This is a genomic window from Paenibacillus sp. 453mf (genome assembly GCF_900116105.1).
GTDB classification, from domain to species: Bacteria; Bacillota; Bacilli; order Paenibacillales; family Paenibacillaceae; genus Paenibacillus; species Paenibacillus provencensis.
Genome location: NZ_FPAC01000008.1, coordinates 1 through 13,378 on the forward strand (window position 1 = coordinate 1; position 13,378 = coordinate 13,378).

Annotated in this window: 14 protein-coding genes; 2 read left to right on the plus strand and 12 right to left on the minus strand. The window is 45.1% G+C overall.

What is annotated here, in order from left to right; all coding sequences use genetic code 11:
* The coding region (locus tag BM415_RS25365) for a hypothetical protein (RefSeq protein WP_211753681.1) at positions 1-211 on the plus strand (211 nt) is incomplete at its 5' end.
* Positions 212-441: 230 nt separating this feature from the next.
* Here BM415_RS25365 and BM415_RS21690 read toward each other — a convergent pair.
* Positions 442-1,320 (minus strand): nucleotidyltransferase-like protein, encoded by an 879-nt coding sequence (locus tag BM415_RS21690; RefSeq protein WP_170862586.1) that lies wholly within the window; start codon positions 1,318-1,320, stop codon positions 442-444.
* A gap of 123 nt (positions 1,321-1,443) precedes the next feature.
* Between BM415_RS21690 and BM415_RS21695 the strand changes: the two genes are divergently transcribed.
* Positions 1,444-1,818 carry a DUF2614 family zinc ribbon-containing protein gene (locus tag BM415_RS21695; protein ID WP_091161275.1) on the plus strand — a complete coding sequence of 125 codons (375 nt, stop codon included), beginning with the start codon at positions 1,444-1,446 and terminating at the stop codon, positions 1,816-1,818.
* A gap of 82 nt (positions 1,819-1,900) precedes the next feature.
* Here the strand turns inward: BM415_RS21695 and BM415_RS21700 are convergent, their stop codons facing one another.
* The 11 genes from BM415_RS21700 to BM415_RS21750 form a co-directional block, all read right to left on the minus strand.
* A complete protein-coding gene (locus BM415_RS21700) occupies positions 1,901-3,619 on the minus strand; it encodes a glycosyl hydrolase family 18 protein (RefSeq protein WP_091161433.1) in 1,719 nt (572 codons plus the stop codon).
* Between the two features lie 120 nt (positions 3,620-3,739).
* Positions 3,740-4,165 carry a Fur family transcriptional regulator gene (locus BM415_RS21705; protein ID WP_091161277.1) on the minus strand — a complete coding sequence of 142 codons (426 nt, stop codon included), beginning with the start codon at positions 4,163-4,165 and terminating at the stop codon, positions 3,740-3,742.
* A 342-nt stretch (positions 4,166-4,507) separates the two neighbouring features.
* On the minus strand, positions 4,508-6,445 hold the full coding sequence (locus BM415_RS21710; protein ID WP_091161278.1) for a DUF4097 family beta strand repeat-containing protein: 1,938 nt from the start codon (positions 6,443-6,445) through the stop codon (positions 4,508-4,510).
* Between the two features lie 187 nt (positions 6,446-6,632).
* A complete protein-coding gene (locus BM415_RS21715) occupies positions 6,633-7,346 on the minus strand; it encodes an MgtC/SapB family protein (protein WP_091161280.1) in 714 nt (237 codons plus the stop codon).
* 33 nt (positions 7,347-7,379) lie between these two features.
* Positions 7,380-7,853, minus strand: coding sequence for a GNAT family N-acetyltransferase (locus BM415_RS21720; protein ID WP_091161282.1), 474 nt, complete (start codon positions 7,851-7,853; stop codon positions 7,380-7,382).
* 86 nt (positions 7,854-7,939) lie between these two features.
* Positions 7,940-9,379 (minus strand): Asp-tRNA(Asn)/Glu-tRNA(Gln) amidotransferase subunit GatB, encoded by a 1,440-nt coding sequence (gatB, locus tag BM415_RS21725; protein WP_091161283.1) that lies wholly within the window; start codon positions 9,377-9,379, stop codon positions 7,940-7,942.
* A gap of 30 nt (positions 9,380-9,409) precedes the next feature.
* A complete protein-coding gene (gatA, locus tag BM415_RS21730) occupies positions 9,410-10,867 on the minus strand; it encodes an Asp-tRNA(Asn)/Glu-tRNA(Gln) amidotransferase subunit GatA (RefSeq protein WP_091161285.1) in 1,458 nt (485 codons plus the stop codon).
* Between the two features lie 26 nt (positions 10,868-10,893).
* Entirely contained in the window at positions 10,894-11,181 is a 288-nt protein-coding gene (gatC, locus tag BM415_RS21735; RefSeq protein ID WP_047913759.1) for an Asp-tRNA(Asn)/Glu-tRNA(Gln) amidotransferase subunit GatC, read from the minus strand.
* A gap of 167 nt (positions 11,182-11,348) precedes the next feature.
* Entirely contained in the window at positions 11,349-11,732 is a 384-nt protein-coding gene (locus BM415_RS21740) for an ATPase (protein ID WP_091161287.1), read from the minus strand.
* 229 nt (positions 11,733-11,961) lie between these two features.
* On the minus strand, positions 11,962-12,597 hold the full coding sequence (locus tag BM415_RS21745; protein WP_091161288.1) for an MBL fold metallo-hydrolase: 636 nt from the start codon (positions 12,595-12,597) through the stop codon (positions 11,962-11,964).
* Between the two features lies 1 nt (position 12,598).
* Positions 12,599-13,165 (minus strand): thioredoxin family protein, encoded by a 567-nt coding sequence (locus tag BM415_RS21750; protein WP_091161289.1) that lies wholly within the window; start codon positions 13,163-13,165, stop codon positions 12,599-12,601.
* Positions 13,166-13,378: the final 213 nt, after the last annotated feature.

Consider the following 13,378-nt stretch of genomic DNA (forward strand, 5'->3'; position numbering starts at 1 on the left):
CGAGAACATTATGTTCTCTTTATTTTGCTCCATCATTCATACGGTCTTGCGACGCGTACCGAATGATCTCGCTAAGCATTTTCGAAGAAAATGCTTCTCACTCGTTGTTCAGTTTTCAAAGATCAACTTCGCTATCATCGCTTCATTTAATTTCAGCGGCGACTTTTATAATATATCATATTCTTCATTCTTTAGTCAAGCACTTTTTTAAAAAAGTTTTCAACCTCTTGTTTGCAATGGATATCAATGCAATCAATTTATTCAAGAATACTCAGCGCCTTTTTAACGGGCGAGATATAATTTATCACGATTTGAATATAGGAGTCAAGCTATTTAGCTAACTTTTTTCAATTAAATTCGATCTTTTTTGCTATTATTCTATCTCGGTGCTGATAACAATGGAATTCAATAGATTTCAGTGTTCGTATAATGCGCTATTATTCACTTCGCACAATATTTAATCTCTCTACCTCCATCGGTCACAAACGGAACAAGACTCTCTGTTTCTCTAATAATCGAACGGTATACCAGCTTCCGGAGCAGCAAAGGGATCTCATCTTGCATAAAGCAAAGGTCCGGATGCTTCATCAGCTCATGCAGGCTCCACGGCTTATTGCTGCTGCGAAGAATATCCAAAAGAAGACTACAACTGCTCTCCATCTTGGACAACACTGAGAATTCACAAGCCAATAGTATAAGCTCTACACGCTGTTCAAGTGTCTCTTTGCTCATGGTAAGCTCTTCGTACAACTTATATACAGAGCGATCCATATCCCGTATTTGTGTCCAGACTGCTCTTTCGGGAGAGACCCCTTTCTCCAGTACTACAATCCTTGCCCAATGATTTAACGATTCCAGGACGCTCTGATAAGCATCAATCACTTCGCCGTCTTTGATCCATCTCTTTGCATCTAAGTAAGTATGTAAAAACTGAGAGAATTCATAAAATATTTTCTGCTTGCGGAGCTTTGAACCGAATTGTTGAATATGATCTCTGTGGGCCTTGATCTTGCCACCCTTGTCCCACAGTATATCGCCATGTAAAAAAGCTTCAATTACGCTTCGATCCTCTCCGGTGATCAAACACCGGGTCAAGCGTATCCAGTCCATATACAGAATCTGATAACGCAATTCACCAATTGCCGAATGCCTGTATCTTTTCTCAGTTGGGCCTTCTTCATGCAGTATCAGTACAAGAACTTCGAAATCCTGCATAAGTGATCCATAGAATTGTCCCCCTGAATGGGGATATACAATCGCTCCAACTGCTCCGTGTTTAGACGATTCCTCAAATAAAAAAGAATAATTCTTAAGTTCCACGGTCTCCCTCCAGACAATAAAAATGGTGATTTAATTCCAGTTAAGCTATAATATAGTTCTACATAAGAACATAGGTTTCCTGCTTCACTGAGAAGACGATACTCATGCATAAGGAGCATAACTATGATTTTTAAAACAGCTAAAATTGAAGCCTTTCGTACATGGGGACTATTGCTTACGATGCTGGGCATGGGGCTCATGGTTCTCGGAACTGCCGGAATCGTATTCTGGGGCTCTGCAGGCAAGGTGTTTGCCGGTATAGGACTTGTCATTGGCTTAATCGCAATGATGGGCAGCCTTGCCATCTATTTTTGGGCTGGAATGATGTCTGTCAGCGCGGTTCAAATCGAATGTCCTGAATGCAGCAAACTAACTAAGATGCTTGGCAAGACGGACCGCTGTATGTTCTGCAAAACGATATTGACGCACGATCCTGCACAGGCTAATACCTCTATAGAAGAACTGAATATGCAGGAGTCTGAATCGATATCCAAATAGTTAGCAGGTAGAAAATATCAAAACAGGGACAGCTCTCACATGAACTGTCCCTGTTTTTTTATAATTATGATTTATGAGTTCTTCAACGTTGATGAATCCGATTAAGCACAGCCCATGCACCTTCATTCGCAAAGCTTCTGTTCCAAGTGGCGATTCCAGCCAGCTTCAGCTCAATCGCAAGATCAACTCTCGCTCGAAGAGAGATTTTATCCTCAAGCCAGATCTGATTCCGTACTTCCCCCTCTGTGAATTCCACATAATTCTGCCCTGTATCCTCTGAGAACGTTGGGGTCAGTTTATGCTGCTCAATGAGATCCTGCGCTGAATCCATCCCAATTGCCTGGGAAGTAATACCGCTGTCCACTCCTGATTCCTTGATAGACCATACTCTGGTATAGGATGGAATACCAAGCAGCAGCTTGTCCGCAGGCACTTCATCTTCTAACATGATCTTGTTCATAGCCGCAGTCACCCATGGCAAGGAAGCTACTGATCCAGCAGTTGGACTTGATGCCCAGTGCTCATCATATGCCATGACCATCATGTAATCTGCAATTTCGCCTAGTGCCCTGCGATCTAAAAATAAGGACCACATCTCACTGTTTGACTTAGGTGTAACTGCAATCGATAACACCAGGTCATTCTGCTTGGCGTAAGGACGAAGTTCTCTCATGAACTGAGTAACCATTGGCCCATCCTCTGTATACACATTCTCGAAATCTATATTAATACCGTCCAGCTCATAGGCAGCGGCATAATCCATCATCTTCTGAATAATAGCCGTCCGTCGATCATAAGTAGAGAGTGCTTCTGCAGTAATATCCGGATCAAAGCTATTGCTGAGCAGTCCCCACACTTCCATACCTAGTGACTTGGCCCTGTGTACGTATTCAAGATCAGCTTTGCTCTCCACCGAACCTTTGCCATCTGTAATATCAAACCATGTCGGACTTACCACATTGACGCCCTCCATTGTCTGCAGATAGGCTGGATCAGCTGCTCTGTTGTATACGGCTTCCCATGCCAGATTAATCGTCTTTCCCTTCCAGCGCTGTTCAGCTGCCGTGGGTATTGATTCTGGAACAGGAACAGTCACCTTTTCTGTCGGCTTTATTTTGCCAGTAGATGTATATCCTGCGTAACCATTATCCATTTGGACATAATTCCACTCATCATTCAAAGACCAAATCCTCACCCGATCCCCTGGATTCATCTGCGCGATGATTGCGGAGCTGTCATCCGGCTCTATATAGAGCGGAATTTTCTGCTCAGGATCTTTACCCTTTGCAGAACCGTATTGAATGACTTCGCCTGCGTTCATTAGAAGCACAGCACCGGTATCCATATCTTCATGAACTGTAACGCCATACACTTCTTTTACTGCCTGCAACGGCACATAAGGTATTCCCTGTTCTTCAAAAGGTGCGGTATGAAGCGTATATTCCTTCGTATTCAGCTCTGCTGTCTCTTGACCGACGTGCAGCCTTAATACTTTATCCGGAGAGGTTAATATAATCGCATTATCTCCGTCTTCAAATCGCATCGCCGGATCGACGGCCTCCTGTAAAACAGGAAGCGGGAGCTGCAAGCTCTCACCCGAGCCTACAGCTTCATAATCCATCAGCTCTCCTTGTACAAAGATCGGTTTCGCAAAACCTCTCCAGTCTGCGTCTTCATATATATTTTGCGGATTAAATGTCGCGATCAACAAATATATACCCACCCCAATAAATCCGATGGCTGCGATTCTCTTAGTAAAACTCGACTTTCGCCTTCTCTTTTTGCGATAACCTTTTGCCAATTGATGCTCCCCCATCCTATAGCAATTGCTTCTTTCTAATCCATAGCCGCCGATACCCAAAATTTAAAAAGCGTGAGATCCTCCTATAAAAGGAATTTCTCACGCTATTGTATACACCTTTTACGATGGCCTGCAACTCTCGCATACACCGTACAATTCCAACCGTAATCCGTTCACCTGAAAGCCTGTATCCAGCCCGGCTCGTTCTTCCACTTCAGCAAGCGAAGGATAGTTGAAATCCCGAATGGTCCCGCACGCTTCACAAATAATATGATAATGGTCTGTGACATTGGCATCAAATCTGCTCGCATTATCACCATATGCCAGCTCCCGAACCATACCGGCATTTGTAAACATCTTCAGATTATTGTATACGGTCGCCACGCTCATGCTTGGAAACTGAGGCTCGAGAGCTCGATAAATCTCATCAGCTGTTGGATGTCCCATGGATTCCATAAGATAATTCAGTATCGCATGGCGCTGAGGCGTTATACGAACACCGGTCGTTTTCAATTGTTCTAATGCATGTTGGACACGTGTTGACATATGGCCCACCGCCTTACATTTATTCATGCGCCTAGGATGTATCTTAAAACTCTAAAAGACAACAGATTTGATTCCATTTTTATTCTAAGCAAGCTGCCTTTTCAGCGTTTAGCAGGCTTAGCAGTGGATGAAAAGGTATTGAAATCTGCCTTTATGTGAGTTTTAAGACACGCCCTAATTAAAAAGAACATAGATAACCTCATAGATAATCTCATAAAAATACAACAATTACAGTAACCTTCATCACACATATATTGTAAAGTTTAATTCTAATTGTTGTCAACGCATGTAAGGCCAACAAATCAGGGAATCTCTAATGTATTACCTAAAAAAATCATGTGGTCATTGCAGCATTTGATTGGTACGATTCGTATCCGTCGTTTCACCCATGGTCCCATCCTCAATGGTTGAACGCTGAATCGTTACATCACTATTGCCTTCCACATGAACCTTATACTCTCCTGTACCTGAGACGCCTGTAATCATCCTATTTTCAATCGTGTATGGAAGTTCGACGTTAAGGTTACCATAAGTACTTGACCCCGACACTTCATAATCCCCTGCCTCAGGAATCACTAACAATATATCGCCGACAGCGCTGTAAATGTCCCAGTCTCCGCCGATCTGTTTCGAATGGACCTGGACGGCCCCATTCAGTGTCTCAATGCTTAGCTTGGCAACTGGCTCATTTACGGTAATGTTCCCGTTACGTGTACTACCTGTAATATCACCAACTATATCTGAAGCCTGTATTCGTCCGACAAGCGTCGTAAGATCTGCACTGCCCGTCACTTCCTCTGCTCGAAGATCTCCGCGATTGGTACTCAGCACAGCACTTCCGATTACGTCAGCAACCGATATATTTCCATTAAGGGTCTTGGCATGGACATCTCCAATCGCATTATGGATATAGATTTTTCCATTGCCGCTTTCCACATGAATGCTGCTGATCGCCTCAGGCCGGTCAAGATATACAGAGCCATTAGAGGTTATTACTTGCAGATCAAAGCGCCGGTCATCCGGGATCGTTATGGTCATATTCATTCTAGGCTGACGTTTAGATTCACTCCCGTATCCTTGTGGCTCGGTAGCAATTTGAATTGTTTTTCCATCTTGGACATTAACCTTGGATGCATCTGCAACGGCCTGAGCTTCGACAGGCTCTACTTGGTCCACCCAAGCAATCGTCTTAACGATGATAGACTCTACATCGCCTCGGTTAATCCGAATATCACCATTCACGTTTTCGACGACAACGGCTCCTGTTTCCATTTCAACGGGAATTGAGATCGTTTCTTTTTCGATTTGGTTGTCAGCTGCCTCACTGTAATCCAGCGAAGCGGCACTAAGATTCAGGCTCACTCGGTTCCATAGATGTGCGTAATGATCCTGCTGTGTCACAATAAAAATACAGCAGACTAAAACACTTGCGGATAATATGCCTTTAAAATCGGGTCTGAATCTGTAGTGCGATATTCTTTTCGCTTTCGGTATTAATACTTGATTGAGCAGGAAGGCGATAATAAATTCGATTCCCCAAATCACCAGAATAAACGGCCAATAGTTGATGAGACTAAATACATATTCAGTCTGATAGACCTTGTCTATAATCAGCAGAATACCAACGACCATGAGAAGGATCGATGCTGTGTATCTTCCAATCCTTATTTTCAAGTATGAGCTTACGCTCTTATTCATACGACGTTTCTTAAAAGATAGGGATAATATCAGTTCTCGATTTAATAATAATAACCCCGCTATTACAAGGGCAGCTCCAACAGCATATAACCCAAACTGGGCCAAATACAATTCAAGCCAGCGGGGTTTCTGCACAAATAGCACCATCAAACTACCGCCAAAAATCAACAGCATCCCGAAGGATATCCCTCTCTCCCATCCCATAAAACCGATGCCTGGGCGCAATATAGACGAGTCCTCATTCGTCTCCCCCGCTGCTTGTGAACGGCGTTTCTTCATCAGCACCCAATCTGCTAATTGCAGAACATCATAAATATTGATGAAGTAAATGACAGGTATGACAAGTGACAATAGAATTATTAACGGAATATTGATCTGAATCCCAATCGATGAGAAGTAGAAAAGGGCCGTTAAATCCAGCAATAACAAAAAGATAAAAGTGAGGCCTTTAATGTACAAACCCAAATAAATATGACCCAGGCCAGGGAACAACGCAGATAATAGACCTGCAACGAATTTGTGCCAGTTACGTTGGATCCGCCTTTTGGGACGCTTCGGGTTTGGATCCGTACTCATCTGCATTTAGGGTGCTCACCTCCAATAATACACTCGCATAATCTGCTTTTCTTTGATACTACCCTATTCTTCTTCTATAGTAACTGGAAAGCTTATATTGTTTGCAGCACAAACTTCCAAATTCCGAATATATTTTTGAACTAAAAAACACCTTACTTCTCAAATAACGAAAAGTAAAGTGCCAAAAAATTGTTTATTCAACTGAAATAGACCTGAACTGATGACAGCTCTGCAGCTTGGTAACAAGATCTACTGTACTAAAATTGGTAGGGACAAGAACGTGGAGGGATACTTCAACGTGAAGATTCAATTCAGATCGGTAGCCGGGAGGACCCACTTCCAGATCACTCACCGTCATTTTCCGTATAATAATCTTCTCTGCTTCCATAAAGGAGGAAATCTTTTCAATCAGATTTGGAGCAGAGTCCCCACTTAGTGTTATCAAGTGCTGTTTGTTTGCCTTTAGGTAACGGCGTTCGACTTTGTTAAATACCCACAAGTTTAAAAGTACCAGCAGTGTTGAAATTACTGCGGCAAAATAGAAGCCCGCCCCTACAGCAAGACCAATGGCTGCTACTACCCATATAGAAGCCGCAGTTGTAAGCCCTGTGATCGATTTACCTGTGAACAAGATCGTTCCTGCTCCCAGGAAACCCACGCCGGTAATAACGGCTGCCGCCAAACGCGCAGGGTCCATACGAACATTAACCTCATTTACAAAATCACCAAAGCCATAGACCGATAAGATCATAATTAATGATGAACCTAAACATACCAAAATATGAGTTCTGAAGCCTGCTGCATGGTTGGAGCGCTCCCGTTCAAGCCCGATAAGCCCTCCCATAAGCATGGCAAGGAGCAGTCTAAGAAGTATGCTCCATTCACTAATATACCAAGGATCGTTCATTTGTTCCTCTCCTTCCCGTCATTCATGTTTGAATTAAGAACGATCGTACATCCTATTCAAATGGAACGTCGTTAATTCCACATTTGGAGCAATCTCACAGGTTTGCACAGGCTCGAAGCCGTACTTTTGATACAGCATTACAGCAGGTGTATTCTTCATGCCTGTCGAAACAATAAACTTCTGGACCTCAGAATGATGATCCAGGACATGCTGAATGAGCTTGCCAGCAACACCCTTTCGAAAGTGATTCGGGTGAACCATCATTCTTGAGATCGTCAGGCTGCCTTCCCATTCCTGTTCCACAGCAATCGCCCCGATGAGCTCCATATTTTCATTTATATACCCATAAAACGTCTCTCCGCATTCCTGAAGACTGTCAATCGTATCAAGAAGCGGTGGAATGTCATGAAAGCCGATCAACTCTGCCTCCAATCGATACGCCATCTGCTGCAGTCTCCAAACCTCCAGCATCAGGTCCCTGTCTTGCAAAGAAATATTCATTATCATTTCCTCAAGCCCCCAATTCAAAAAGAAGCCCGCCGCAATGGACGAGCTTCCCTGTTCATCTATTTTATGACGGTTAGTAAAGGATATTACCGGTTCAAGACATCAGCAAGCAGCTTGTTCACCATGCCCGGGTTCGCCTTGCCTTTACTTTCCTTCATCACCTGACCGACAAGGAAGCCGATTGCTTTTTGCTTACCTGCTTTGTAGTCTTCTACCGATTGCGGGTTCGCAGCAACGACTTGCTCAACAATACCAAGAATCGCTCCCTCATCACTGATTTGGACAAGACCTTTCTCCTCAACGATCTGCTGCGGCTTCTTGCCGCTCACAAGCATTTCCTTGAATACGGTCTTCGCGATCTTCGAGCTGATCGTGCCTTTCTCAATCAATCCGATCATCTCACCAAGACCTTCTCCTGTGATTGGAATCTCTGAAAGCTCCAGATTCTCACTGTTCAAATAGCCAAGGAGATCTCCCATAATCCAGTTTGACACGGCTTTGGCATCCGAAGTGTGCTTAAGACTCTCTTCAAATAGATCAGCCACCGCTTTGGAGGCCGTGATAACATCGGCGTCATAGGAAGGCAGGCTGTATTCTGCAGTGTAACGTGCTTTTCGCTCATCCGGAAGCTCTGGAATGGTCGCCTTCACCCGATCTTTCCATTCCTGATCAATATGAAGTGTTACCAGATCAGGGTCTGGGAAGTAGCGATAATCATGAGCTTCTTCCTTGCTGCGCATGGACAGTGTCTTGCCCTGCGCCTCGTCCCAGCGGCGAGTCTCCTGAACAACCTCTTCTCCGTCATTCAGCAGCTCGGCCTGGCGATATTCCTCATATTCAAGGCCGCGCTGTACTCCGCGGAAGGAGTTCATATTCTTCAGCTCGGCTTTGGTACCGAACTCTTGCTGTCCGTAAGGGCGCAAGCTGATATTGGCATCGCAGCGAAGAGATCCTTCTTCCATCTTCACATCGGATACTTCACAGTATTGCATGATGGAACGGATCTTCTCCAAGTAAGCACGTGCTTCTTCTGGTGAAGAAATATCCGGTTCCGATACAATTTCAACCAGTGGAGTACCTACTCTATTATAGTCAGCAAGTGTTGCATAACCGCCATCCATATGAGTTAGCTTACCTGCATCCTCCTCCAGATGGAGACGTGTTATTCCGATACGCTTGGTTTCTCCGTTCACTTCAATATCAATCCAGCCATTCTCTCCAACAGGCTGATCATATTGAGAGATCTGATAGGCTTTGGGCGAATCAGGATAAAAATAATTCTTGCGATCAAATTTGCTAATATCCGCGATTGTACAGTTAAGAGCCATGGCTGCTTTCATCGCGTATTCGACTGCCTGACGGTTCAGCACCGGAAGAACCCCGGGATGCCCCAGACAGATCGGACATGTATGTGTATTCGGCGGTGCACCAAACTCAGTGGAGCAGCCGCAGAAAATTTTGGATTTCGTATGCAGCTCAACATGGACTTCAAGCCCGATGACTGTCTCGTACTTGGATGTTGACATGATTCATTTTCCCTCTCTTTCCTTTAGGCCTTATAGCTGTGGCTGCTGTTTGTGATATTCCGTATGCTGCTCAAACGCATGGGCAACACGGAGAACGGTCGCTTCATCAAAAGCCTTGCCGATAATTTGCATTCCGACAGGCATACCATTAGCAAAACCGCAAGGAACGCTGATCGCAGGCACACCTGCAAGGCTGACAGGAATCGTAAGGATATCGTTCAGATACATCGTCAGCGGATTGTCTACCTGAGAGCCGAGCTTGAATGCTGTCGTAGGCGCTGTAGGTCCAATAATGACATCATAGTTCTTAAACACTTCGTCAAAATCATTCTTGATCAGCGTGCGGACTTTCTGAGCCTTCAAGTAATAGGCATCATAGTAGCCTGAGCTGAGCGCATAAGTTCCCAGCATGATCCTACGCTTCACTTCACTGCCGAAGCCTTCACTGCGGGATTTATGGTACATATCAAGAAGATTGTCAGGATTCTCTGCACGTACGCCATAACGAACACCGTCAAATCTGGCAAGATTAGAGGATGCCTCGGAGGAAGCTAGCAAATAATAACTGGCTACAGCGTACTCTGTATGCGGAAGGGATACCTCTTCCCAGGTTGCTCCAAGCCCTTCCAGTACGTGAAGTGCAGACATCACCGTTTCTTTGACAGATGGATCAACGCCTTCTCCGATATATTCCTTAGGAACTCCGATACGCAGACCTTTCACATCGCCTGTCAGGCTGCTAAGAAAGTCAGGAACCTCGACATTGGCTGACGTCGAATCCATGGAATCGTACCCGGAAATCGCCTGAAGTACATAAGCAGAATCCTCTACATTCTTTGTAACAGGACCGATCTGGTCGAGAGAAGAAGCAAATGCAACTAATCCGAAACGGGAAACACGTCCATAAGTCGGTTTCAGACCAACTACACCGCAGTAAGATGCAGGCTGGCGAATCGAACCGCCCGTGTCTGAGCCGAGTGTGAAATAAGCTTCTCCTGCTGCCACTGCCGCAGCTGAACCCCCGCTGGAGCCCCCAGGCACCCGATCCAGATCCCAAGGATTCCGCACCGGATAGAAGCTTGAATTCTCGTTCGAGCCGCCCATAGCAAACTCGTCCATGTTCAGCTTGCCAAGTGTTACGATATCCGCCGCCTTCAGCTTCTTAACTACAGTCGCATCATAGACGGGAGTAAAACCTGACAAGAACTGGCTTGCGCAGGTAGTACGTAGTCCTTCTGTTGAAATATTGTCCTTGATTCCTGCAGGCAGGCCAAATAGGAGTCCGCGGGCTTCGCCTGATACAAGCTTGTCATCCAGCCTTCTTGCGGCCTCCATTGCCCCTTCCTCATCGAGGGTGAGATACGCACGTACCTGCTCCTCAACTTGTCCTATTCTTGCATAAGATGCTGCAGTCAGCTCGGAAACCGAGATCTCTTTGGCATGCAGCTTATTATGTATCTCAGGTAGTGTAAGTTTAAGCAAACTCAAGATTAGTAACCTCCCCAAAAAATAGCTTATTCAAGTACAGCCGGCACTCTGATCTGACCATCTTCTTCATCAGGCGCGTTCAGCATTACTTTTTCAATCGGCAGGCTCTCCCGAACCTCATCTTCACGCATTACATTTGATACATGAAGCACGTGCGTAGTTGGCTCTACACCTTCTGTATCAAGCTCGTTCAGCTTCTCTGCATATTGTAAAATGGCATTCAACTGCTCCGTCATCTGCGCTTCTTCTGCCTCGCTGAGATTAAGACGGGCTAGCTTGGCCACGTGCTGCACATCTTGCTTCGTAATACTCATGCCTACGAATCCTCCTTCTAAAAATACCTATGCTATTCATATTGTGTCCATTTTAACACGTCCATGCGGTGAATCAAATGAAAATACAAGTGTTACCCGATTATACCCAATACGCGTATCAAATCCAAGAATACAAAAAAGAGTCGGCAAATGCCGACTCTTAACATTTAAATCCACGCACGAAGATTGACTTGTTTTATAAAATCCGCTGTTGACATCGGTTCGCTTGCGGCCTCTTCCTCTTCCACGAGTTCCACTTTGTCGTCATTCATAAGCTGACGAAACAGTCTTTCGTTATGTGTCGCCAGAGCGTAGTCAATCAGAGCTTCCCGCTCTACTCGCTCCGCCTCCTGCCTCAAGATCAAAGCTTCCGGCTCGACGTCGCCGGTTGGTACGAAATAATTGCGGTTTACCTGAGGTACACGAATCACATAGTCAAAAGCGTTATCCGGGTTCCGGTCATATGCGATCACATAACCATAGTCCCCTACAGGAAGATTCTGCTCAAAGGCGTCCGCGACGATGATAATTTTCTCCCCTAATTGTAGCATCGTCTACCTCCTGATTGTTATTGTCTGTCTAGTCTACTAAAAATAAAGAATACTGTCTATGGAAAGAATCGGCTGATATTGCATACAAAATAAAAAGAACGCAAACCGGGACTCGTCCGCAGTCTACGTGCTTTGCAAAGTTAGTGGGTGTTTCAATAAAAATAATTGTAACCAATATTAAAAAATTTGTCTATATTTTTCGAATCATTTATCTACATGATGTCCCCAATTAACGTCCAGGGCGAACATAAGGATTATTTTGCTTCTCAAAACCAATCGTCGTTCTTGGACCGTGGCCTGGATACACCTTAACATCTTCTTCCAATACATAAAGCGTATTTTGGATGGAGTGGATCAGGTCCCGCTCGCTTCCGCCTGGCAGATCGGTTCTCCCTACGCCCGCACGGAACAAGACATCGCCAGCAAACAGCTCCTTGCCGCATAACAGACTCACGCTTCCTGGTGAATGTCCAGGTGTATGATACACGTGAAAGGTATGTCCTACAAGGTCCAGCTTCTGACCCGCTGCAAGATCATATTCCGCTGGGCTCGCCGTAATCGCTTCGCCAAGCTCCGGCCAGCGCAATGAGCCGTTCCACTTCGCTGACGTAAGCCATTCGGCCTCAGCTGTATGCACATATACCGGGCAGCCTTTCAGCTTGCGTATCTCCTCGACACCACCGATATGGTCAAAATGTGCATGTGTCAATACAATTGCCTCGATCTCCAAATCTTCGATCGCGCGGATCAGAGGAGCCGGATTCATCCCGGGGTCAATAATAAAGGCCTTGCCGCTGTCTTCTCCCTGCACCAAATAGGCATTGGTTTGCAGGGGTCCAAGACTGAAAGTTCGTATATTCAGCATTTTAAAAACCGGAAATCAACTCATGCAGCTCCTTGATGATGACTGCTTGATATTCCGTTCCCTCCCCATAACGTCGTTTAATCTCCTTACGCGTCTCTGCCAGATTATTCTGATAATCCGCAGCCTCACGGTCTGGATTATTCTCCTTGAAGGCGACCATTGCTTCCTGAACTTGCTCAGGACGCGGTCCCCATGTGCCAAGAACAGCACCGCCCGAGTCTGTAAAAATAACGACTGGAATCGAACGTCCGCCCATGGTCAGGAACTGATCCATAATCTCCAGATGATGCTCCATGATCAGTATATCCACCGGCATATCAGTCGCTTCCAGAGCCCGGAATACAACAGGAATGTTTCGAACGACATCACCGCACCAATCTGCAGCGATGATGAGTGCCCGCAGGTCATCACGGTATTTCAAGCTGTCAAAGAAGGATTTGTCGTCTTCGTTCGTCCATTCAAAGCGATTATACCAATCTAGAAAAGCTTCTTTATTCTGTGTCATACCCTCTACAAATTCTTGAGGGGATAAACCTTTACCAAATTTGTGTGATAAATTAGGAGCCATGAGAAGCACTTCCTTTCCCGTATTAGCATGATTTGAATTATTGATTACATATAAACTAATTCGGCTTGTAACAAACACCGTCTGCCCAAACAAGTGAACAAGGGAATGATAGGAAAAACAGGCTCAGCTGTTATCCCGCGCATTACAGCGTAGTTTCTTATTGGAGCATCTATCTTCCATCATAGCTGATTTTTTGGCTATGGGAAAGTCTCC

What these genes read in the sequence shown, in the direction of transcription:
- BM415_RS21695 (WP_091161275.1), top strand. Translation starts at nt 1,444, where the DNA reads ATGATTTTTAAAACAGCTAAAATTGAAGCCTTTCGTACATGGGGACTA.
- BM415_RS21705 (WP_091161277.1), bottom strand. Translation starts at nt 4,165, where the DNA reads ATGTCAACACGTGTCCAACATGCATTAGAACAATTGAAAACGACCGGT.
- BM415_RS21710 (WP_091161278.1), bottom strand. Translation starts at nt 6,445, where the DNA reads ATGCAGATGAGTACGGATCCAAACCCGAAGCGTCCCAAAAGGCGGATC.
- BM415_RS21715 (WP_091161280.1), bottom strand. Translation starts at nt 7,346, where the DNA reads ATGAACGATCCTTGGTATATTAGTGAATGGAGCATACTTCTTAGACTG.
- BM415_RS21720 (WP_091161282.1), bottom strand. Translation starts at nt 7,853, where the DNA reads ATGATAATGAATATTTCTTTGCAAGACAGGGACCTGATGCTGGAGGTT.
- gatB (WP_091161283.1), bottom strand. Translation starts at nt 9,379, where the DNA reads ATGTCAACATCCAAGTACGAGACAGTCATCGGGCTTGAAGTCCATGTT.
- gatC (WP_047913759.1), bottom strand. Translation starts at nt 11,181, where the DNA reads ATGAGTATTACGAAGCAAGATGTGCAGCACGTGGCCAAGCTAGCCCGT.
- BM415_RS21740 (WP_091161287.1), bottom strand. Translation starts at nt 11,732, where the DNA reads ATGCTACAATTAGGGGAGAAAATTATCATCGTCGCGGACGCCTTTGAG.
- BM415_RS21745 (WP_091161288.1), bottom strand. Translation starts at nt 12,597, where the DNA reads ATGCTGAATATACGAACTTTCAGTCTTGGACCCCTGCAAACCAATGCC.
- BM415_RS21750 (WP_091161289.1), bottom strand. Translation starts at nt 13,165, where the DNA reads ATGGCTCCTAATTTATCACACAAATTTGGTAAAGGTTTATCCCCTCAA.